Consider the following 21,904-nt stretch of genomic DNA (forward strand, 5'->3'; position numbering starts at 1 on the left):
CTGTCGTCGGCTACGGGTACCGCTGTGGGGGTGGTATCCGTGACGGGTGGGGCCGTGCGTGGTCGCTTCGCGCCGCACGGCCCCGCTCCTGTACCCGGCCAGGAGGCGCTACTCGCCCCTGGTTGCATGGCTGTGGTCGCATGACGCCGTCGTGTTCCGTCGACGCCGCGGTCCCGTCGAGACGCCTCGGAATTCGGCGGCGTCTCGACGGCGTGGCGGTGTCCTGCGCTGACGACGGCGTCTTCGGCTGACGACGGCGTCGCCCGTTGCACCCGGCCAGGAGGCGCGGCTCGCCCCGCGCGGGTCGGTATCGTTCCGCGGGTGCGCACCTCCGGACCCCTCGTGCTCGACGCCCTCGTCTGGCTCGTGTTCATCGCGCTCTTCGTCGGGGCCGCGTTGCTCGTCAAGGTCGCGGCCGTGCTGCTCGTCGTCCTCGTGGTGCTCGCGCTCCTGCTCGGCTTCGTGCTGCGGGCGCTTCGGAAGCGCCGACGGGCCCCGCGGCGTCCGCGCTGACGGCTCCGCCGTGACGTCTCCGCCCGCACCGTCCGGCCCGTGCACGCCGCAGAGCCCGCCCGGTAGGCTGTCCGAGTGAGCGAAGTCGAGATCGGTGCAGGCAAGCGCGGACGTCGGGCGTACGCGTTCGACGACATCGCGGTGGTCCCCTCCAGGCGGACGCGTGACCCGCGCGACGTCAGCGTGCAGTGGTCGATCGACGCGTTCACGTTCGCGTCGCCGATCCTGTCCGCGCCGATGGACTCCGTGTCCTCGCCGGCGACGGTCATCCAGATGGGCAAGCTCGGCATCCTCGGTGTGCTCGACCTCGAAGGTCTGTGGACCCGCTACGAGGACCCGACCCCGTACTACGACGAGATCAAGTCGCTCACCGACGGCAACGTCACGAAGCGCATGCAGGAGATCTACTCCGAGCCGATCAAGGCCGAGCTGATCACCGCACGCCTGGCCGAGATCCGCGCAGCCGGGGTGCCGGTCGCCGGTTCGCTCAGCCCGCAGCGCACCCAGGAGTTCTCGAAGACGGTCGTCGACGCCGGTGTCGACCTGTTCGTCATCCGCGGTACCACGGTCTCGGCGGAGCACGTCTCCCAGACCGAGGAACCCCTCAACCTCAAGAAGTTCATCTACGAGCTCGACGTCCCGGTGATCGTGGGCGGTGCCTCGACGTACACGTCGGCGCTGCACCTCATGCGCACCGGTGCCGCCGGTGTGCTCGTCGGCTTCGGTGGCGGCGCAGCGTCGACCACCCGCGCCGCGCTCGGCATCCACGCCCCGATGGCGACCGCCGTCGCGGACGTCGCCGGTGCCCGTCGTGACTACCTCGACGAGTCGGGCGGCCGGTACGTGCACGTCATCGCCGACGGCGGGCTCGACACCGCGGGCGACATCGTCAAGGCCATCGCCGTTGGTGCCGACGCCGTCATGCTCGGCACCGCGCTCGCCCGCGCGACCGAGGCCCCGGGTGGTGGCTACCACTGGGGTGCCGAGGCGCACCACCCCGAGCTGCCCCGCGGCCGCCGGGTCGAGGTGGGCACGATCGCCCCGCTCGAGAACGTCCTGAACGGTCCGACGCCGACCCACGACGGCCGCGCGAACCTGGTCGGTGCCCTGCGCCGCTCGATGGCGACGACCGGATACTCCGACGCCAAGGAGTTCCAGCGAGTAGAAGTGGTCGTGGCGCCGTACCACCAGTGACGGTGGCACCCGGGCACGAACCCGGGTGACGCCACGGCGCCGACCGTGACCCGGAGGCGACGATGGCCAAGTCCAGCACGACGAAGCAGACCAGCACGGCCGGACGTCCGCGTGACGTCACGCCCGGCGTGGGGTTCGACCCCGCGGCGAAGCTCGGGCCGGACGAACGTGCGGCCGCGATCGAGACGCTGAAGACCAAGGAGCTCGACGTCCTGGTCGTCGGCGGCGGGATCGTCGGTGCGGGCAGTGCGCTCGACGCCGTGACCCGCGGCCTGAGCGTCGGCATCGTCGAGGCCCGTGACTGGGGCTCGGGGACGTCGAGCCGTTCGTCGAAGCTCGTGCACGGCGGCATCCGCTACCTCGAGCAGCTCAACTTCGCACTCGTCCGCGAGGCCCTCATCGAGCGCGGCCTGCTGCTCCAGCGCATCGCCCCGCACCTGGTGAAGCCCGTGCGCTTCCTCTACCCGCTCAACCACCGGGTCTGGGAGCGCTTCTACATCGGGATCGGCATGGCGATGTACGACGTGTTCAGCTGGTCCGGCGGCCGTCCGCCCGGCGTCCCGCACCACCGACACCTCAGCCGGAAGCAGGTGCTCAGGAACATGCCCGGGCTCAAGAAGGACGCCTTCGTCGGCGGCATGACCTACTACGACGCCCAGGTCGACGACGCGCGCTACGTCGCGTCGCTCGTGCGCACCGCGGCCTCGTACGGCGCCGAGGCAGCGAGTCGCGTCCGCATCGAGGGGTTCATCAAGGTCGGGGAGCGCGTGGTCGGTGCGCAGGCCCACGACATCCAGACCGGCGAACGGTTCGAGATCCGCGCGAAGCAGGTCGTCAACGCCACCGGTGTCTGGACCGACGACACCCAGGCGATGATCGGCACCCGCGGCCAGTTCAAGGTGCGGGCGTCGAAGGGCGTCCACCTCGTCATCCCCCGTGACCGGTTCCAGTCGAACACGGGCATGATCCTGCGCACCGAGAAGAGCGTGCTCTTCGTCATTCCGTGGGGCCGGCACTGGCTCGTCGGCACGACCGACACCGACTGGTACCTCGACAAGGCGCACCCGGCAGCGACCGCGGCGGACATCGACTACATCCTCGAGCACGTCAACAAGGTGCTCGCCGTCCCGCTCACCCGCGAGGACGTCGAGGGCGTCTACGCCGGACTCCGCCCGCTGCTGGCGGGGGAGTCCGACCAGACCTCGCAGCTCAGCCGCGAGCACGTCGTCGCGCACACCGTGCCCGGGCTCGTCGTGGTCGCCGGCGGCAAGTGGACGACGTACCGGGTGATGGGCAAGGACGCCATCGACGAGGCCGTCGCAGCCATGGACGGCAGGATCCCGGAGTCGACGACCGAGGACATCCCGCTCCTCGGTGCCGAGGGCTACCCCGCCGCGTGGAACCGACGCGCCCGCACCGCACGGAGCTTCAACGTGCACAAGGTCCGCATCGAGCACCTGCTCAACCGGTACGGCACCCTCGCAACCGAGGTGCTGCAGCTCGTCGAGCAGGACCCCGCGCTCGCCGAACCGCTGCCGGGGGCCGACGACTACATCGGCGCCGAGGTCGTCTACGCCGCCTCGCACGAGGGCGCCCTGCACCTGGAGGACGTCCTCGCCCGTCGTACCCGCATCTCCATCGAGGCCTGGGACCGCGGCGAGTCAGCGGCGCCCGTCGCCGCGAAGCTCATGGCGGACGTGCTCGGCTGGGACCAGGAGACGACCGAGCACGAGGTCGCGAACTACCTGAAGCGCGTCGCCGCCGAGCGGGAGTCGCAGCTGCAGCCCGACGACGAGAGCGCGGACCGCGTGCGGCTCGAAGCCCCGGACATCGCGTTCGGCTTCGACGAGGACGACGTGGTCGTGGGCGGCGGTCGCTCGGACGGCGCCGAGGGCGCGAAGGCGTCCGACGAGCAGGTCGTCGGCGAGAAGACGAGCGAGCCGGAGTAGCGAGCCGGAGTAGCGAGGCCAGCAGACGCCGTCGTGTCACCGAGACGCCGGCGTCTGCGGGTTGAACAAGACGCCGTCGTGTCGCGTTGACGCCGTCTGGTCGTCGAGACGCCGCCCGATCCGGCGGCGTCTCGGTGTCGACGAGGCGTCTCGACAAGACGACGGCGTCTTGCGGAGTCCACCCGTGCCTCCAGACCGGAAGGACGGAAGACCGGACTGGAGGCCCGTGGTACGTCCGTCAGGCGGCGTGCGCCCGCAGGGCGGCGCGGCGCACGTGCGCCGCCTGGCCGACCACGAGCACCACCGGGATCCCGATCAGCGCGACGAGGCTCGTCACGTACAGCACGCCCGACCAGATCGTGTGGGCACCGCCGCCGACCCCGTAGGCGTCCGCGACGTCCATGCCGAGGGCGATCGCCGCCACGAACGACATCGGCGTCCCCATCACGACGACGGCGAGCAGCACTGCCGCGATGACGTGCGCCCTCGCCCGGGTGATGAGCAGCAGGACCGACAGCCCCGCGGCGAACAGGACACCGACGACGGCGATCCCGATGACGGTCGCGATGTCCGCTCCGACCGCGAAGCCCTGCTCCGAGAGCTCGGCGTGGATCTCCGCCAGGGTCGCACCGGGGACCGCGGCGAGCGGGTCCAACACCAGTGCGTTCACCGCCAGCAGTGATGCGTACAGCGTCACGACCAGCACCCCGACGACGGCCACGACGATCCGTGTTCTCCCCATCCACAGAACAGTAGCGGGAGGAATGCGCGGGGTCACCGGGTGGTTAGCATGGGGGTACTCGAAGAGGGAGCCATCATGGTCGACGTCCATCGCGTCAAACTCCCCGGAGTCGGCGTGCTGCACAGCTTCTACACCGACGACGGTGGCAAGTGCGGTGTCATCACGCACCGGTCGGGGCACTCCGACCTCATCTCGTTCGCCGACGTCTCCGACGGCGCGGACAAGTCCGAGAAGGTCTCGCTGCGTCTCAGCGAGGACGAAGCGCACACGCTCGCCGAACTGCTCGGCGGCACCCGGATCACCGAGGGCCTCGACAAGCTCGACGAGATCCCGGGGCTGTCCATCGACTGGTTCTCCGTCGACTACGACGACGCCATCGCGGGCAAGCCCCTCGGCGACCTGCACGACTCGGGCTTCATCGGCCTGACAGTCGTCGCCGTGGTCCGTGGCGACAGCGCCAACCCGGCGCCCTCGTCGGACTTCGTCGTCTTCCCCGGAGACACGATCGTCGTCGCCGGATCCCCCGAGAAGGTCGCCAAGGCGTTCTCCTTCTACCGCAGCGGAGAGCTTGCGGCCGCCTCGGCCGAGGCCCCGCGGAAGAGCTAGCGCATGCACCTGGGTGGTGAGCTGCTCACCATCGGTGTGCTCTTCGTCATCGCCTACGTCCTGGGCCGGCTCGGCAAGACCATCGGTCTGCCGGCAATCCCGATCTACATGGTGGTCGGACTCGTCGCGAGTCCGAACACGCCGTGGTTCGGGTTGAGCGTCGAGTCCCACACGATCGAGCTCATCGCGACGTTCGGGCTCATCCTGCTGCTGTTCAACCTCGGTCTCGAGTTCGACCAAGAGGAGTTCTACGGCAACGCCGGCAAGCTCCTGGTGTCGGGCGGCACCTACGTCGTCATCAACATGGGCGTGGGGTTCGCCTTCGGGTTCTCGCTCGGCTGGGGCACCCGTGAAGCCCTGATCATCGCGGGCATGACGGCGACGTCCTCGAGCGCCATCGTGACGAAGCTCCTCATCGAGCTCCGGCGCCTGGCGAACGACGAGACCCCGATGATCCTCGGCGTCACCGTGATCGAGGACGTCTTCATCGCCGTCTACCTGGCGATCGTCTCCGTCGTGCTGTCCGGCGACACCAACGTCTGGGCCGTCGTCGGCAAGCTGGCACTGGCGTTCGGGTTCCTCATCGTGATGTTCACGCTCGCGCGCTTCGCGGGCAAGTGGGTCTCCAAGATCTTCGCCACCCGTGACGACGAACTGTTCACGGTGCTGTTCTTCGGACTCGCGGTCATGTTCGGTGGCATCGGCGACCTGCTCGGCGTGACCGACGCCATCGGTGCCTTCGTCATCGGCCTGCTCTGCGGAGCGACCCGGTACCGCGACCGCATCGAACAGCTCGCCCTGCCGATGCGCGACGTCTTCGCCGCGTTCTTCTTCGTGAACTTCGGGCTCGGCCTCGACCTGTCGACCTTCGGCGAGGTGCTCTGGCCCGTCCTCGGCGCGATCGGCATGACGGTCGTGCTCAACGCGGTCGCCGGCCAGATCGTCGCGCGGATGAACGGCTTCAACGTCCAGCAGGGCATCAACACCGCCGTCATCCTGGTGAACCGTGGTGAGTTCGCGCTGATCCTCGCGACCCTGTCGGCTGCCGCCGGGCTGGAGGCGCGGATCACCGCCTTCGCGGGCCTCTACGTCCTCTGCATGGCCGTCCTCGGGCCGCTGCTCGCGGTGAACTCGGACCGGATCGGCCGCCTCGTGGTGCGCCCGGGCCGGCTCATCCGCCTGCGCGGACGCCTGGGCGGCCGACGCGCCGTCGCCGCGGCAGCCGCCGCCGAGAGCGCCGAAGCGGCCGAGGCCGAGGCGGACGCCACCGCCGCGGCGCGGAAGGCCGAGCGGGACCGCCAGTTCGCCGAGGAGTTCGCGCTCGTCGAGGCGGCTGGCAGGGACGAGCGAGACAATGAGGGGTCCGACCCGACGTCCGCCCCCGTGACGTCGCCGGTCGAGATCCCCGCCGAGCGCCCCGAGCGCCCGGTCCGACAGCGCGATCCGGAGTACTGATACAGATGTGGGCCGTTGCCCGACGACCGAGGTGGATCGCGCTGCTGTTGCTGGCGCTCGTGCTGGCGGCGGTGTTCGCCGGGCTGGGCAAGTGGCAGCTGGAGCGGTCGATCGCCAACGGCAAGCCCCTGCCGGCGACCACCGAGACCCGCCGCACGCTCGAGGTGGTCACCACCCCCGAGCGCCCCGTCAGCGAGAGTCTCGCCGGGCAGAAGGTCACCGTCACCGGCACCTTCGTCGCCGACGACACCACCGTCCTGACCGGCCGCACCGGGGGTGGGAAGTACCAGACCGTCGGTCACCTGGTGGACTCGGATGGTGGGGCGAGCCTCCCGGTCGTCATCGGGTGGTCCGACCAGCGGCCGGCCGCCGTGGCCGGGGGCGAGCGCCTGGCGGACGGCCAGACGCTCACGATCCAGGGTCGCTACTACCCTGCGGAGTCGCCCGACCAGGACGCCTACAAGAAGGGCGAGTACTCCGCAGTCGCCCCCGCCCGGTTCGTGAACACCTGGCAGGCCTTCGACGACCGCATGTACCTCGGGTACGTGGTCGCCGACGGCACCACCGCGAAGGCCGCCGACCTCGGCACCATCGCCGACCGTGCACCGTCGCGCGAGGTCCAGTTCGACTGGCTCAACCTCTTCTACGCGATCGAGTGGGTCGTCTTCGCCGGCTTCGCCGTGTTCCTCTGGTACCGGTTCGTGAAGGACGCCTGGGAGCGCGAGCAGGAAGAGGAGCGCGAGGCAGCCCTCGCCACCGAAGCCGACGCGCTCCGACGGTAGGATTGCCGGCATGGCCCTGACCGTCCGAACCCGTGACATCCCCAAGATCCCGGGGGCGGTGAAGTGGTACCGCGTCTCGGCGTACATCACCGGTGTGCTGCTGCTCGCCCTGGTGGTCGAGGTCATCATCAAGTACACGCCGCTGCAGCTCGAGATGCAGCTCGGCAACGGTCCGTTCTTCGTGCCCAACGGCACGGCGGGCGAGACCCCGGGCACGTTCAACCTGTCGATCGCGATCCTCATCGCCCACGGCTGGCTGTACGTGCTCTACCTCTTCACGGACTTCCGTCTGTGGAGCATCATGCGCTGGAGGCCGTCGCGCTTCCTGCTCATCGCCCTCGGGGGCATCATCCCGTTCATGTCCTTCGTGGTCGAACACCGCATGCAGCAGCGGGCCATGGACACCTACCACGAGCTGATCGCTGCCCAGCAGCGTGAGAAGGAGGCCGCTCGGTGAGCGAGACCGAACAGCGTCCCGTCCTCGTCGTCGACTTCGGGGCCCAGTACGCGCAGCTCATCGCGCGTCGGGTCCGTGAAGCGAACGTCTACAGCGAGATCGTGCCGCACTCCATCACTGCGGACGAGATCCGCGCCAAGGACCCGGCGGCCATCGTGCTGTCCGGTGGTCCGTCGTCCGTGTACGAAGAAGGCGCGCCGTCCCTCGACGGTGACATCCTCGACCTCGGCGTCCCCGTGCTCGGCATCTGCTACGGCTTCCAGGCCATGGCGACCGCCCTCGGTGGCGAGGTCGCGAACACCGGGCTGCGCGAGTACGGCGCCACCGACGTGACGCTCGCCCCCGGCACCAGCACGCTGCTCGGCGACCAGCCGGCGGACCAGGTGACGTGGATGTCGCACGGCGACTCCGTGGCCAAGGCACCGGCCGGCTTCGAGGTGCTCGCCTCGAGCGCGTCGACGCCCGTCGCGGCGTTCGCGTCCGACGAGCGCAAGCTCTACGGCGTGCAGTGGCACCCCGAGGTGAAGCACTCCGTGTACGGCCAGGCCGTGCTCGAGAACTTCCTGCACCGTGCCGCGGGCCTGCCCGGCGACTGGAACTCCAGCAACGTCATCGAGGAGCAGGTCGCCCGCATCCGCGAGCAGGTCGGTTCCGCGCGGGTCATCGCCGGGCTCTCCGGTGGTGTGGACTCCGCCGTCGCCGCAGCCCTGGTGCACAAGGCCGTCGGCGACCAGCTGACCTGCGTCTTCGTGGACCACGGGCTCCTGCGTGCCGACGAGCGGAAGCAGGTGGAAGAGGACTACGTCGCCTCCACCGGTGTCCGGCTCATCACGATCGACGCCGAGCAGCAGTTCCTCGACGCCCTCGCTGGCGTGAGCGACCCCGAGCAGAAGCGCAAGATCATCGGGCGCGAGTTCATCCGCACCTTCGAGGGCGCAGCCGAGGCACTCGTGCTCGAGGCCCAGGCTTCCGACTCCGATGCCGAGGTCAAGTTCCTCGTGCAGGGCACGCTCTACCCCGACGTCGTCGAGTCCGGCGGCGGAGCGGGTACCGCGAACATCAAGTCGCACCACAACGTCGGCGGCCTGCCCGAGGACATGACGTTCGAGCTCGTCGAGCCGCTGCGCACCCTGTTCAAGGACGAGGTCCGTGCGGTCGGCCGCGAGCTCGGGCTGCCCGAGGTCATCGTCGGTCGCCAGCCGTTCCCCGGCCCTGGCCTGGGCATCCGCATCGTCGGCGAGGTCACGAAGGAGCGGCTCGAACTGCTCCGCGCGGCCGACAAGATCGCCCGCGAAGAGCTCACCGCGGCCGGTCTCGACCAGGAGATCTGGCAGTGCCCGGTCGTACTGCTCGCCGACGTTCGCTCCGTGGGCGTGCAGGGCGACGGCCGGACCTACGGGCACCCGATCGTGCTCCGTCCGGTCTCGTCCGAGGACGCCATGACCGCCGACTGGACGCGTCTGCCGTACGACACCCTCGCGAAGATCTCGAACCGCATCACGAACGAGGTGCCCGACGTCAACCGGGTCGTGCTCGACGTCACGTCGAAGCCGCCGGGGACGATCGAGTGGGAGTAGGGCTCCCCTGAGCAACGGAAGGCCCGGTACGCGTCACGCGTGCCGGGCCTTCGTGCGTCCGGGGGCGGCGCGCGAGTCGGTGCCGGGGTCGGTGCCGGAGGCGCACGAACTGCCGTCTGCCGGGACGTGTGACGGCAGTCCGCGCGACCCGGGCGCTGCGCGTGCGGCGTGTTGTGCGACCTCGGGCGGCTGGAGTTGTGGGCGTGGGTGCTGCCGGGGCCGTCGAGTGGTCACGACACCCCGCGGGCCCGGTGCCGAGGGGTCACGAACTGTCGGCTGGCCCCGGCCCGGACGACACTTCGTGACCACTCGGCGGGCGTTCGGCGGGGTGTTGTGACCACTGGGACCGCTGCCGCTCTCGCTCCACCGGCCCGGGAACGGCGAAGGGCCCCGGCAGCGCCGGGGCCCTTCGTGTGTGCGGTGGTACTAGTTGCGCGAACTGCTCGCGATGATGGCGAGGATGCGCAGGATCTCGAGGTACAGCCAGACGAGCGTCACGATCAGGCCGAACGCCGCGGTCCAGGCGTAGATGCGGGGTGCCCCGCGCTCGACACCCGTCTTGATCTGGTCGAAGTCGAGGATCAGCGAGTACGCGGCCATCAGCACGACGAACACGCCGATGAGGACGCCGAGCGGGATGCCGAAGAGCGTCACGCCCATCAGGCCGAACGCGCTCTGCGTCACGCCGGTCCACATCAGGACCAGGTTGACGAGGGAGAACGCCATGTACCCGACCATGGCGATCAGGAAGAAGCGCGTGGCCTTCGGGGTCGCGCGGACCTTGCCCGAGCGGAACAGGAGCAGGGTGACGAAGAACACACCGAGCGTCCCGAACACGGCTTGCGCGACGATGCCGTCGGCCTTGGGGAACGCTGTCTGGAAGTAGTTCGAGATACCGCCGACGAACAGCCCCTCGAAGAACGCGTACGTCAGGATCAGACCCGGCGACGGCTTCTTCTTGAAGGTGTTGACGAGCGCCAGGACGAACCCGACGAGCGCGCCGACGATCCAGACGACCGGCGGCAGGTTCCAACCGGCCACCGCGCCGACGACGAGCACGCCGAACGCGAGCAGCGTCTTGACGATGGTGTCTTCGTACGACATGCGGTCGGTGTCCACCGGGGACGCAGTCGGACGGTCGTACATGTACTGCAGCTGCTCGGGGGTCATGCCGCCCTGGGCCTGCTGCGGGGTCTGTCCCCAGCCGGCCTGCTGCTGACCAGCACCGCGCCCGCCCCAGGTGTTTGCCCCCTGTGCGTTGAAGGCGGGGGACTGGTCGAAACCGGGCTTGAAGGCCATGGTGTCCTCTTCCTAGGAGATTCGAGTCCTCTCAGCCTAGGGGCGCTCGGTCGCGGAAGGCTGAGGATTCGCGGCGAGCGGACGCGGGCCCAGCGGGCTCCGTCGAGGGAAGCCTAGGGTCGCCCGCTGCACGCGCGCCCCGAGGACGTCGAGAGCCCGTCGAGCCCGTCGAGCGCGCCCGTCCCGACGGCAGCGCCGGGTAGAGCCACGTGACGAGCGCGACCGAGATCGTCATGAGCAGGAACCACGCCACGATCTTCGTCGGCGCCACCGGCTGCCACACCGCGAGCTGCGCCGGGTAGCTCCACGCCCCGGCCCAGGTCGCGACGTTCTCCGCCGCCCAGATGAACACCGCGACGAGGGCCATCGCCACGAGCACGGGCATCCGCAGCGTCGCCCGGTGGATCCGAACGTGCATGGTCGTGCGGGCGAGCACGAGCGCGAGCAGCACGTACCGGGCGTCGGCGACGAAGTGGTGGCCGAAGAAGTTCAGGTAGTTCCCGCCCGCCACGACCGCCAGCAGCCACTGCCGCGGGTACCGGTCGAACCGCAGGTCGAACAGCCGGTAGACCCGCACCATGTACGACCCGACGGCGCCGTACATGAACCCCGAGAACAGCGGCACCCCGGCGACGACGAACAGCCCACTCGACTCGTAGGTCCACGAGCCCATGTGGGTCTTGAACACCTCCATCGCGGTCCCGACGACGTGGAACAGCAGGACGACCCGGAGCTCCCGCACGGTCTCGAGCCCGAACACGAGCATCCCGACCTGCAGCAGCACGGCCGCGATCGTCAGGACGTCGTTCCGCATCGCCGCGGGCACGGTCAGGTGCACCACCGCCATGGTCGCGAGCAGCAGCGCCCCGAACGCGCACGCCCAGGCCTGCTTCGCGCCGAACACCAGGAACTCGGTGACGAACACCCGGACGGGCCGGTGCGGCTGGTGCCCGGCGTCGAGCAGACGGCGTGCGGCCCGGTCGATCCGGGCCTCGACGGCGGTGGAGAGCGAACGGACGGTCATGCGGTGATGGTCGGCGTCGTCGCTGGGAACGACGGGCCTCGGAGCGACGCGTGTGTCCCGCGACACAGGTGCCCCGCTGGTCACCCGCGGCCAGTAGGGTCGCGCCATGACCCTCGTGATCGCCCACCGCGGTGCGTCCGGCTACCGTCCCGAGCACTCGCGGAGCGCGTACGAGCTCGCGATCGAACTCGGCGCCGACGCGATCGAACCGGACCTGGTGCCCACGAAGGACGGCGTGCTGGTGCTCCGGCACGAGAACGAGGTCTCGGGCACCACGGACATCGCCGACCACCCCGAGTTCCGGCACCTGCGCACGACGAAGACCGTCGACGGCCAGACCCTGACCGGCTGGTTCACCGAGGACTTCACGTGGGCCGAGCTGCAGACGCTCCGCACCCGCGAGCGCCTGCCGGTGCTGCGGCCGGGATCGGCCGAGCACGACGGTGCGCAGCCGATCCTGCGGCTCGTCGACCTGCTCGCGATCCTCGACGCGGCGCCCCGCCCGGTCGGGCTCGTCGCCGAGGTGAAGCACGCCGCATACTTCGACCGTGCCGGGTTCCCGATGGGTGCACTCGTCGACGCCGCGCTCGGCGAGGCCGGGTGGCGGCAGGACGAGCGGCTCACGGTGGAGAGCTTCGAGAAGGGCGTGCTGCGGGACCTGCGCGAGCGGGGGACCGGTGGTCGGCTCGTGTACCTCCAGGAGGCCCGTGGCAGCGCCGCGGACGAGGTCGCGTCCCACGGGTCGCTCGCCCCCACCTACGCCGCCGAGCGTTCCGAGGACGCGCTCGCGTCGTTCGCGACCGAGTTCCACGGCATCAGCGTCGACATCGGCACCCTGATGGCCGGTGTCGACAGCGTCGCGCTCGACGACCCGACGCCGGTGCGCAGCGCGATCGTCGACCGCGCTCACGCCGCCGGGCTCGCCGTCTACACGTGGACCCTCCGGCCGGAGAACCGGTTCCTGCCGTCGCCGCTGCGTCGTGGTGGCGACGTCGCGGCGTTCGGCGACTGGGAGCGGTGGTTCACGTCCGTGATCCGCACCGGACTGGACGGGGTGTTCGCCGACCATCCCGACCTGGCGGTGCGTGCCCGGTCAGTCCTCGAACGCCTCGAGCGGGATGCCGGCTGACCGGAGGGCCTCGAGGGCCTCCTCGCGTGCGGACGTGGCAGCGGCGCGGAGCCCGGCCAGGTCCTCGGGCCGGTAGAACCACGAGCTCCGGTCGCCGGGCGAGACCGTCCGTTGCGCGTCCGTCAGGTCGGCGTCGTGTTCGCCCTTCCGGAGGTCGGCGCGAGCACGGTCGAGCGACTGCAGGACTCCCGAGGCGCGGATGACCTCGGCCGCGGGCAGGTCCCCGGGCGCGAGACGGGCGACCCGAGGGTCGATCGGTGTCACCGGGAGGGGCTGCACCGGTGGCGGTCGCCGTTGCCGTCGATCGACGAGGACCGCGACGGCGGACGAGACGACGAGGAACACCACGACGGCGACGAGGAGCCGGGCACTCCTCGGGAACGTCGACGCAGCGAGGGCCCCGAGTGCGGCCAGGCACAGCCCAGCGGCGACCAGGTCGACCGACAGCGGGACCAGGCACCCCGCCGTGTCCTGTCGAGACCGCTGAGCACGGGCCCGACGGCTCTCGATGATCGCGGCGGGGTCGTCACGCCCGTCCGGAGGCAGGATGCAGAGGACGTCCTGGGTGGTGGGGATCGCGGCCGACGTCGCAGGGAGCACGAAGACGTCAGGTCGGTCCGGTGTGATCGCCACGGCGCCATCCTGCCGCACGAGGTCGCTGTCGGGGGTCTCGCCTAGAATGTCCCGAACATGACGATCGTGCTCGACCCCTTCGAATCGACGCCCGAGCCGGGCGCCGGTGCCCGCGCGTACGAAGACCCGTTCACCGCGGGTCTGAACCCCCAGCAGAAGGAAGCCGTCGAGTACCGCGGCGAGTCCCTGCTGATCGTTGCCGGCGCCGGTTCCGGCAAGACGAGCGTGCTCACCCGCCGCATCGCGCTGCTGCTCGCCAACCGCGAAGCCTGGCCGTCGCAGATCCTGGCGATCACGTTCACGAACAAGGCCGCCGCCGAGATGCGCGAGCGCGTCCGGGCCCTGGTCGGTGGCGAGGCCGAGGGGATGTGGATCTCCACGTTCCACTCAGCGTGCGTGCGCATCCTGCGGCGCGAAGCCGAGCGGTTCGGGTTCCCGCAGTCGTTCACGATCTACGACTCCGCCGACTCCAAGGCGCTGCTGAAGCGGATCATCAAGGAGCTCGAGGCCGACTCCCTCGGGCTGACCGTCGGCGCCGCGGCGTCGAAGATCTCGAAGCTCAAGAACGAGCTGCAGGACATCGACACCTACGCGCGCAACATCAACGTGAACGACCCGCAGGAGGTCATGTTCACCGAGGTGTTCCGGCGCTACACGAACGAACTCCGCCGGGCGAACGCGTTCGACTTCGACGACCTCATCGGGCAGACGGTGTTCCTGTTCCGGGCCTTCCCGGACGTCGCCGCCCTGTACCAGCGCCGCTTCCGGTACATCCTGGTCGACGAGTACCAGGACACGAACCACGCCCAGTACGCCCTGATCCGCGAGCTCACCCGCCCGGTGCCGGTCGAACAGGTCGACAAGCTCGAGGACTCCGGCCAGCACGTCGCCCGGATGCGCGAGACCGACGGCTCGATCGCCCCCGCGTCCCTGACGGTGGTCGGTGACTCCGACCAGTCCATCTACGCCTTCCGCGGGGCGGACATCCGCAACATCGTCGAGTTCGAGCGGGACTTCCCGAACTCCAAGACGATCCTGCTCGAGCAGAACTACCGCTCGACGCAGAACATCCTCGACGCGGCGAACTCGGTCATCGCGAACAACTTCGACCGCCAGGCGAAGAGCCTGTTCACCGACGTCGGTGCCGGCGAGAAGATCGTCGGCTTCACCGGGTACACCGGCCACGACGAGGCGCAGTTCGTCGCCGACGAGATCCAGCGCCTGCGTGAAGACGGCATGGACTACCGCGACATGGCGGTGTTCTACCGGACCAACTCGCAGACCCGTGCGCTGGAGGAGATCTTCATCCGTGCGGCGATCCCGTACCGGGTGCTCGGCGGCACGAAGTTCTACGAGCGTGCCGAGATCAAGGACGCCATGGCGTACCTGATCACGGTCGCCAACCCGGCCGACCCGATGGCCCTGCGCCGCATCCTCAACGTGCCCAAGCGCGGCATCGGCTCGGTCACCGAGACCACGCTGCAGCGCTACGCCGACGAGCACGAGACCACCATGCGCGACGCCCTGCGGCACGCGGGCGAGCTCGGGTTCGGGCCGAAGGTGCGCAACGCCATCACGGAGTTCGCGGCACTGCTCGACGCCGTGTCCGAGAAGGCCCCGACGCAGCCGGTGGTCGACACGCTGACGCAGCTGCTCGACGGCTCCGGGCTGCTCGACAACCTGCGGAAGTCGCCCGACGCGCAGGACGCCGCCCGTGCCGACAACATCGACGAGCTCGTGGCCGTGACGCGTGAGTTCCAGAAGAACAACCCCGAGGGCACGCTGTCGGACTTCCTGACCGAGGTCTCGCTGGTCGCCGCGGCGGACGAGCTCGACGACTCGTCGGGCACGGTGTCGCTGATGACGCTGCACACCGCGAAGGGCCTGGAGTACGACGCGGTGTTCCTGACCGGCGTCGAGGAGGACCTGCTCCCACACCGGATGTCCGCCAACGAGCCCGGCGGTCCGTCGGAAGAGCGCCGGCTGTTCTACGTGGGCATCACCCGCGCCAAGAAGGTCCTGTTCCTGTCCCTCGCGATGACCCGTGCCCAGTTCGGCGACGTCAACGTGGCGATGCCGTCGCGCTTCCTGCAGGAGATCCCCGAGGGGCTCATCGAGTGGAAGCAGTCCCCGGGCATGGCGAACAGCCGCGGTGGCACGCAGCCCCGCGCCCTGAACGCCAAGCGTGACGGCGGCTTCGGCGGCGGTGGCGGTGGCGGTGGCTACCGCGGTGGTGGTGGCTGGGGCGGCGGCTCGTACGACCGCGCAGCGGCTGCCTCGAAGACCCGTCCGAAGACCGAGTGGGCGAACCGGGTGTCCGGGCAGGTGCGCGACAACGGCGACATGGAACTCGTCGCCGGCGACCGCATCAAGCACGTCGACTTCGGCGAGGGAACGGTGTCCGCGGTGACGGGGCAGGGCGCCAAGCGCATCGCCGAGATCGCGTTCGACTCCGCGGGCCGCAAGAAGCTCCTCATCAAGATCGCCCCGATCGAGAAGCTGTAGGAGCCCTCACCGGTCCACACCGAACCGGCAGCCGCGGCCGGTCTGGAGTTCACGGAACGGCCCCGGGGCGTTCCCCCGCGATCCGTACGGTGCGGTGCTGTGCAGAACAGCCCTGACGACCGCGACGACGCCAACGACCACGCCGGAGAGCGCAGCAAGCGCATCCCGGTCTCCCGCCGGGGCTTCCTGGTCGGGTCCGGACTCGCCGGTGCCGCCGGTCTCGTGGCGTCGAACGGCTTCGGCAGCGCCCCGGCCGTCGCCGACGCGCTGACCGCGGCACCCGCTGCGGCTCCGGCAGCGCTCGGCGGATCGGCCGCGGCCGCGCAGGCAGCCGTGGTGCGCGGCCACACCGGACGGTGGCGCCCGGACACGACCTCGCCACGCTTCACCGTCGCGGTGATGCCGGACACGCAGTACATGTTCGACGGCGCCGCGGTCGACCAGGCACCGATGCGCGCCTCGCTCGAGTACGTCGTCCGCGAGCAGGCCCGGCACAACACGGTGTTCCTCGTCCACCTCGGCGACCTGACCCAGAACGGTGCGGCGTCCGAGATGCGCGCATCCGGTGCGGTCTTCGACGTGCTCGACCGAGCCGGGGCGCCCTACAGCGTGCTCGCCGGCAACCACGACGTCGACTCCTCGACCGACGACCAGCGCGGCCGCACCCCGTACCTCGACGTGTTCGGTCCGCAGCGGTTCCGGAAGGCCCCTGGCTGGATCGGTTCGAGCCCCGACGGCTACAACACCGCCCACCGGTTCACCGCGGCCGGCCGCGAGTGGGTCGTCCTGGCACTCGACTGGCGGACGAGCGCGAGCGGGCTCGCCTGGGCCAGCTCCGTGCTCGCCGCCCGGCCGCACGCTCCGGTCATCCTCACGACGCACGCCCTCGTCGACTCGGACGCCAGCGGCGGGGCGGCGTTCGACCCCTACGGGCAGCAGCTCTGGGACTCCTTCATCACGAAGCACGACCAGGTCTTCCTGACGCTCAACGGGCACTACTGGGGGCCGGGCCGCACGACGGTGAAGAACGCCGTGGGGCACGACGTCGCACTCCACCTGACCAACTACCAGAACCGCTACTACGGCGGGGCGGCCATGATCCGGCTGTACCACGTCGACCTCGAGCGGAACGTCATCGACGTCGAGACGCTGTCGCCCTTCCTGCTCGCCGGCGGTCTCGGCGACGCGAACGAACTCGCAGCCCAGGAGACCGCGCTCAGCGGCGACGTCGACCGCTTCACCATGGCCGTGGACTTCGACGCGCGTTTCGCGGGGTTCGCGCCGGTCGCACCACGGGCCTCCCGGCCGGCGGCACGCATGCTGGTGCCGGGGACGCTCGCGTACTGGCGGTTCGACGGCAACCCGGACGGGGCGGCGCTCGCGCCGACGACGCGGGTGCGCGACCAGAGCGGCAAGGGCAACGACCTGGTGGTCGCCCGGCGGACCGGTGCCGTCGCAGGGGCGCTGCGCTGGACGGCGGCGCACCACCCCGACCAGCCGGGCGCCGGCAGCCTCGCGCTGCAGGGCGGCAAGACCGGCGGCGACCACCTGCAGACCGTCGACACGGCACCGCTCAACCGGACCCACTTCCCCCGGGGCTACACGGTCGAGGCGTTCTTCGTGCTGCCGACCACGTTCGACCCGAGTGCGAACGGGTTCAGCGCCCTGCTGTCGCAGTACTCGAGCGCCGGCCAGGTGGGGAAGGCGACCGGAGCCGACGGTGACCCGGACGAACCCGCGATGACGCTGAGCCTGTCGGGGGACCGCGAACTGCAGTGGTGCGTGTACCCGACGAGCCAGGACGGATCGCTGACGAACTGGGGGCACGAGTTGCCGCTCGGCGCCTGGTGGCACGTGGCCGTGGTGAACGACGGGACGCACACCGTGCTGTACGTCGACGGGTGCCCGGTCGTGCGCAACCCATCCACCCAGAACCGCGGTCTCAGCACGATCGGGAAGCCGTGGCTGCTCGGTGGGTACCGCTACGGCGACAAGCTCGACAACGTGTTCGTCGGGTCGATCGGCGACGTGCGCATCGTCGGCCGGGCACTGCAGCCGAGCGAGTTCATGAACGCCTGACGTCCGGCGGCGGACGCCTGACCCGCGCGGTGGGTGGGGGCTCGGGCTGCCCGGCAGACGGGCGTCTGACACGCCCGGCCGTTCGGCGCGCCCCTCGTTCGGGTGGCACGATGACGGTTAGTGAGGTTAGCCTTACCTAACGTGACACCTCCCATCGAACTCCTGACCACCGCCACCGCCGAGCGCTACCGCTCCGCCGTGACGTCCACGGTGGACCGTCTGGCCGACCGCTTCGCCGCCGCCGACCGTCCGACGACCGACACCGCTCCCGAGGTCCTCCGGGCCCAGGTGCAGGACGTCGACCTCGACGCCGAACCCCTCGGGACGGACCGCGCACTCGCCGAACTCGACGAGCTGTTCGTCCGCGAGGCCGTCTGGTTCCACGACCCGGCGTACCTCGCGCACCTGAACTGCCCGGTCGCGCTGCCCGCGGTCGCCGCCGAGTCGGTCCTGGCCGCCGTGAACCCGTCGGTCGACACCTGGGACCAGTCCCGCATCGGCACCGAGATCGAGCGGCACGTCGTCGCCTGGCTCGCCGGTCGGATCGGGTTCGCCGCGGGGGACGGCATCTTCACCTCGGGCGGCTCGCAGTCGAACCTGCAGGCCCTGCTGCTGGCGCGCGAGGCCCTCGGCAGCAGCGGCACCGTGTTCACGACCGCGGAGACCCACTTCAGCATCGCGAAGTCGGCACGGCTGCTCGGGCTGGAGGCCGTGGTCGCCGTCGCCACCGACCACGCCGGCCGGATGGTGCCCGCCGCCCTCGCCGAGGCGATCGCCGCCGCCCGCGCAGCCGGGCAGACGCCGATGGCCGTCGTCGCCACCGCCGGCACCACCGACCGCGGGGTCATCGACCCGCTCGAGCCGATCGCGGACGTCTGTGATCTGGAGGGAGTGTGGCTGCACGTCGACGCCGCGTACGGCTGCGGTCTGCTCGTGTCCCCGACCCGGCGGCACCTGCTCGACGGCGTCGAACGGGCCCGGAGCGTGACCGCCGACCTGCACAAGTCGTTCTTCCAGCCGGTGTCGTCGAGCGCCCTGCTCGTGCAGCGCCCGGAGGACCTGCGCCGCACCGCCTGGTACGCCGACTACCTGAACCCGGAGGACGCCGCCGAGCCGAACCAGGTCGACAAGTCGCTGCAGACCACCCGTCGGTTCGACGCCCTGAAGCTCTGGGCCACCCTGCGGGCGACCGGTGCCGACGCGATCGGGGCCGCGTTCGACGCCGTCATCGACCTCGCCGTGGCCACCCACCGGATCGTCGAGGAGCACCCGGACCTGGTGCTCGTCGCGCCGACGCAGCTCAGCACGGTGCTGTTCCGCTGGCAGCCCGCCGGCATGACCGACGATGCCGCCGACGCACTGGTCGCCCCGATCCGCTCGGCCCTGCTCGCCGAGGGCCGGGTACTCATCGCCAAGACGGTCATCGACGGCCGGCCGTGCAACAAGCTCACGCTGCTCAACCCGGAGACGACGCCGGAGCAGATGCGCGCGTCGCTGGAGCACGTCGTCGCGACGGCCGCGCGCGTCCGAGCCGCCACCACCGAGACCGAGGGAGCGAACCGATGACCGCCGACCGCACCGCCGCCGACCGCACCCGCGCCACCGCCGATCCCGCCGTGCACGACGTCGTCGGCATCGGCATCGGCCCGTTCAACCTCGGCCTCGCCTGCCTGACGGACCCGATCGCCGACCTCGACGCGGTGTTCCTCGACGCCGCCGACGGCTTCGCCTGGCACCACGGCATGATGCTCGACGACGCCACGATCCAGGTACCGTTCCTCGCCGACCTGGTGACGATGGCCGACCCGACCTCGCCGTTCTCGTTCCTCGCGTGGCTCAAGGAGACCGGGCGCCTGTACCCGTTCTACATCCGCGAGGACTTCCACCCCCTGCGCAGCGAGTACGACGCCTACTGCCGCTGGGCCGCCGACCGGCTCGACACCCTGCGGTGGGGCCGCCGGGTGACGGCCGTCGAGCACGACCCGGTCACCGACACGTTCACGGTGCACGCCGAGACCGATCAGGGTCCCGAGACGTACCGCGCACACCACGTCGTCGTGGGGATCGGCACCGAGCCGTCCGTCCCCGCCCCGCTGCGTGGGATCGGCGGACCGGCGGTCCACTCCGCCGAGTTCCTGCCGAACCGCGACGCCCTGCGCGACGCCGGGTCGATCGCGGTCGTCGGCAGCGGGCAGTCCGCCGCCGAGGTCTACCGCGAACTGCTCGAGGACATCCGGCAGGACGGCTACCGCCTCGACTGGATCACGCGTTCGCCCCGGTTCTTCCCGATGGAGGACACCAAGCTCACCCTCGAGATGACGAGCCCGGAGTACACGGACCACTTCCACGGGCTGCCCGAAGCCGTCCGCGATCGCCTGGGGCGGGAACAGCGCGGCCTGTACAAGGGCATCAGCGCGGACCTGGTCGACGACCTGTACGACCAGCTCTACCGGATCAGTGCGCGCGGCCCCGTCCCGACGACGCTCCGGACCGAGACGAGCGTCGTGGACGCCGCCTGGCTCGCCGACCGCGGCACCTACCGGCTGACGCTCCGCCACGAGCAGCTCGACCAGACGTACGAGCACGAGGTCGAGCAGCTGGTGCTGGCCACCGGGTACACCCCGCGGGTCCCGCGGTTCCTCGACCCGGTCGAGCACCTCGTCGCCCGCGACTCACGCGGGCGCCTGGCCGTCGCCCGCGACCACCACGTCGACACCCTGGGCGGACGCATCTGGGTGCAGAACGCCGAGGAGCACACGCACGGCCTGACCGCGCCCGACCTCGGCATGGGTGCGTGGCGGAACGCGTCGATCATCCGGTCCGTCACGGGTCGCCCCGTGTACGGCCTGGAGGCCCGGATCGCCTTCCAGGAGTTCGGCCTGCCCGCCTCGTGGCAGTCAACAGCAGCGCCGTCCACCGCGCACGACCGCGCCGCGGAGCGCGCGCCGGCCCGCCCCGCGACCGAGCGCACGGAGGTCTCCGCATGAGCACGACCGTGACCACCACCGCGCCGGACGCGACCGCGCCCGGGGGAGCCGAGCCGGGCCTCCTGACCGTCGAACCCGTGGACCCGGAACGCGACGCCGCCGTCGTGCAGTCGTGGCTCGCCCACCCGGCGTCGTCGTGGTGGGAGATGGGCGACCTCGACGTGGACGCCGTGCGTGCCTACCTGGCCGGCGTGCAGGCGGACCCCGCGCAGGCAGCGTGGCTCGGCCGCCGGAACGGCGAGCCGTGCTTCCTGGCGGAGACCTACGACCCCTCCGCCGTCCTGCTCACCGACGTGTGGGCGGCCGAACCCGGCGACGTCGGCATGCACCTGCTCGTCGCGCCGGCGCCCGCTGACCGTCGTGTGCACGGCCTGACCAGCGCGGTGATGCGTGCCGTCGTCGAGCACTGCCGGGACGCCCTCGGCGCGCGCCGGGTCGTCGTCGAACCGGACGTGCGGAACGCCGCCGTGCAGGCGAAGAACGCCGAGGTCGGGTTCCGCGCCCTGCGACAGGTGGACGTCGACGGCAAGCGGGCCCTGCTGTCGGTGCTCGACACCGATCGCATCGGCGTTCCCGATGACGACGGGCCGGCCGCGCACCTGCGGCCCGAGCACCTGGAGCCCGCCGAACGGCACCTCGTCGCGAAGACGATCGCGGAGTTCACCCACGAACGGCTGATCGCTCCCGTGCCGGACGGGGACGGGTGGCGGCTCGAGGCGGGGGAGTCGACCTACCGGTTCCGGGCGCGGCAGCACGTGCTCGAGCACTGGTCGATGGACGAGGCCTCGCTGACGCGGACCCGTGCGGGGGCGCCGGCGCCGCTCAGCGCGCAGGAGCTCGTGCTCGAACTGCACGAGGTGCTCGGGATCCCCGACGAGTTGCTCGGCACGTACCTGGAGGAGATCTCGTCGACGCTGGCGAGTGCCGCGGCGAAGCACCGGCGGGGCGGGCCGTCGGCTGGGCAGCTGGCACG

General features: G+C 70.8%; 18 protein-coding genes. 14 read left to right on the plus strand and 4 right to left on the minus strand.

Features of this window, described 5'->3' with window-relative positions:
* Positions 1–321 precede the first annotated feature (321 nt).
* From DEJ09_RS04540 to DEJ09_RS04550, 3 genes are all read left to right on the plus strand, one after another.
* Positions 322–513: a hypothetical protein gene (locus DEJ09_RS04540; RefSeq protein WP_027466695.1), complete on the plus strand. Its 192-nt coding sequence runs from the start codon at positions 322–324 to the stop codon at positions 511–513.
* Positions 514–588: 75 nt separating this feature from the next.
* Positions 589–1,707, plus strand: coding sequence for a GuaB3 family IMP dehydrogenase-related protein (locus DEJ09_RS04545; RefSeq protein ID WP_027466694.1), 1,119 nt, complete (start codon positions 589–591; stop codon positions 1,705–1,707).
* A 62-nt stretch (positions 1,708–1,769) separates the two neighbouring features.
* Entirely contained in the window at positions 1,770–3,656 is a 1,887-nt protein-coding gene (locus tag DEJ09_RS04550; RefSeq protein WP_071404640.1) for a glycerol-3-phosphate dehydrogenase/oxidase, read from the plus strand.
* Positions 3,657–3,894: 238 nt separating this feature from the next.
* On the opposite strand, the gene DEJ09_RS04555 is transcribed toward DEJ09_RS04550, so the two are convergent.
* A complete protein-coding gene (locus DEJ09_RS04555; RefSeq protein ID WP_146244984.1) occupies positions 3,895–4,398 on the minus strand; it encodes a hypothetical protein in 504 nt (167 codons plus the stop codon).
* Positions 4,399–4,473: 75 nt separating this feature from the next.
* Here DEJ09_RS04555 and DEJ09_RS04560 point away from each other — a divergent pair, with 75 nt between their 5' ends.
* The 5 genes from DEJ09_RS04560 to guaA are packed head-to-tail and all read left to right on the plus strand — an operon-like array spanning position 4,474 to position 9,275.
* Complete coding sequence (locus tag DEJ09_RS04560) at positions 4,474–5,004, plus strand: cation:proton antiporter regulatory subunit (RefSeq protein ID WP_017885470.1); 531 nt, start codon at positions 4,474–4,476, stop codon at positions 5,002–5,004.
* Positions 5,005–5,007: 3 nt separating this feature from the next.
* Complete coding sequence (locus DEJ09_RS04565) at positions 5,008–6,459, plus strand: cation:proton antiporter (protein WP_111028990.1); 1,452 nt, start codon at positions 5,008–5,010, stop codon at positions 6,457–6,459.
* 47 nt (positions 6,460–6,506) lie between these two features.
* Complete coding sequence (locus DEJ09_RS04570; protein ID WP_181433261.1) at positions 6,507–7,241, plus strand: SURF1 family cytochrome oxidase biogenesis protein; 735 nt, start codon at positions 6,507–6,509, stop codon at positions 7,239–7,241.
* Between the two features lie 10 nt (positions 7,242–7,251).
* A complete protein-coding gene (locus DEJ09_RS04575; RefSeq protein WP_017885467.1) occupies positions 7,252–7,698 on the plus strand; it encodes a DUF3817 domain-containing protein in 447 nt (148 codons plus the stop codon).
* Entirely contained in the window at positions 7,695–9,275 is a 1,581-nt protein-coding gene (guaA, locus tag DEJ09_RS04580) for a glutamine-hydrolyzing GMP synthase (protein ID WP_027466690.1), read from the plus strand. The genes DEJ09_RS04575 and guaA overlap by 4 nt, the downstream gene beginning before the upstream one ends.
* 426 nt (positions 9,276–9,701) lie before the next feature.
* Here guaA and DEJ09_RS04585 read toward each other — a convergent pair whose 3' ends face one another.
* Together DEJ09_RS04585 and DEJ09_RS04590 are read right to left on the minus strand one after the other, a co-directional pair.
* Positions 9,702–10,574, minus strand: a complete 873-nt coding sequence (locus DEJ09_RS04585; protein ID WP_111087755.1) for a Bax inhibitor-1/YccA family protein — start codon at positions 10,572–10,574, stop codon at positions 9,702–9,704.
* 31 nt (positions 10,575–10,605) lie between these two features.
* Positions 10,606–11,598: a DUF817 domain-containing protein gene (locus DEJ09_RS04590; protein WP_111087756.1), complete on the minus strand. Its 993-nt coding sequence runs from the start codon at positions 11,596–11,598 to the stop codon at positions 10,606–10,608.
* A 106-nt stretch (positions 11,599–11,704) separates the two neighbouring features.
* Between DEJ09_RS04590 and DEJ09_RS04595 the strand changes: the two genes are divergently transcribed.
* Entirely contained in the window at positions 11,705–12,727 is a 1,023-nt protein-coding gene (locus DEJ09_RS04595) for a glycerophosphodiester phosphodiesterase family protein (protein WP_111087757.1), read from the plus strand.
* On the opposite strand, the gene DEJ09_RS04600 is transcribed toward DEJ09_RS04595, so the two are convergent.
* Entirely contained in the window at positions 12,692–13,360 is a 669-nt protein-coding gene (locus DEJ09_RS04600) for a hypothetical protein (RefSeq protein ID WP_111087758.1), read from the minus strand. The two genes, DEJ09_RS04595 and DEJ09_RS04600, sit on opposite strands and share 36 nt — an antisense overlap.
* A gap of 57 nt (positions 13,361–13,417) precedes the next feature.
* Between DEJ09_RS04600 and DEJ09_RS04605 the strand changes: the two genes are divergently transcribed.
* The 5 genes from DEJ09_RS04605 to DEJ09_RS04625 all read left to right on the plus strand — a co-directional run.
* Positions 13,418–15,865: an ATP-dependent helicase gene (locus DEJ09_RS04605; RefSeq protein WP_111087759.1), complete on the plus strand. Its 2,448-nt coding sequence runs from the start codon at positions 13,418–13,420 to the stop codon at positions 15,863–15,865.
* A 99-nt stretch (positions 15,866–15,964) separates the two neighbouring features.
* The gene (locus DEJ09_RS04610; RefSeq protein ID WP_111087760.1) at positions 15,965–17,944 is read left to right on the plus strand and encodes a LamG-like jellyroll fold domain-containing protein; all 1,980 of its coding nucleotides are present in this window, start codon (positions 15,965–15,967) and stop codon (positions 17,942–17,944) included.
* A gap of 141 nt (positions 17,945–18,085) precedes the next feature.
* A complete protein-coding gene (locus tag DEJ09_RS04615) occupies positions 18,086–19,510 on the plus strand; it encodes a pyridoxal-dependent decarboxylase (protein ID WP_111087761.1) in 1,425 nt (474 codons plus the stop codon).
* Complete coding sequence (locus DEJ09_RS04620; RefSeq protein ID WP_111087762.1) at positions 19,507–20,931, plus strand: lysine N(6)-hydroxylase/L-ornithine N(5)-oxygenase family protein; 1,425 nt, start codon at positions 19,507–19,509, stop codon at positions 20,929–20,931. Before DEJ09_RS04615 ends, DEJ09_RS04620 begins: the two co-directional genes overlap by 4 nt.
* The coding region (locus tag DEJ09_RS04625) for a GNAT family N-acetyltransferase (protein ID WP_146245668.1) at positions 20,928–21,904 on the plus strand (977 nt) is incomplete at its 3' end. The genes DEJ09_RS04620 and DEJ09_RS04625, both read left to right, overlap by 4 nt.

This window comes from Curtobacterium sp. MCLR17_055 (assembly GCF_003234305.1).
Taxonomy (GTDB): domain Bacteria; phylum Actinomycetota; class Actinomycetes; order Actinomycetales; family Microbacteriaceae; genus Curtobacterium; species Curtobacterium flaccumfaciens.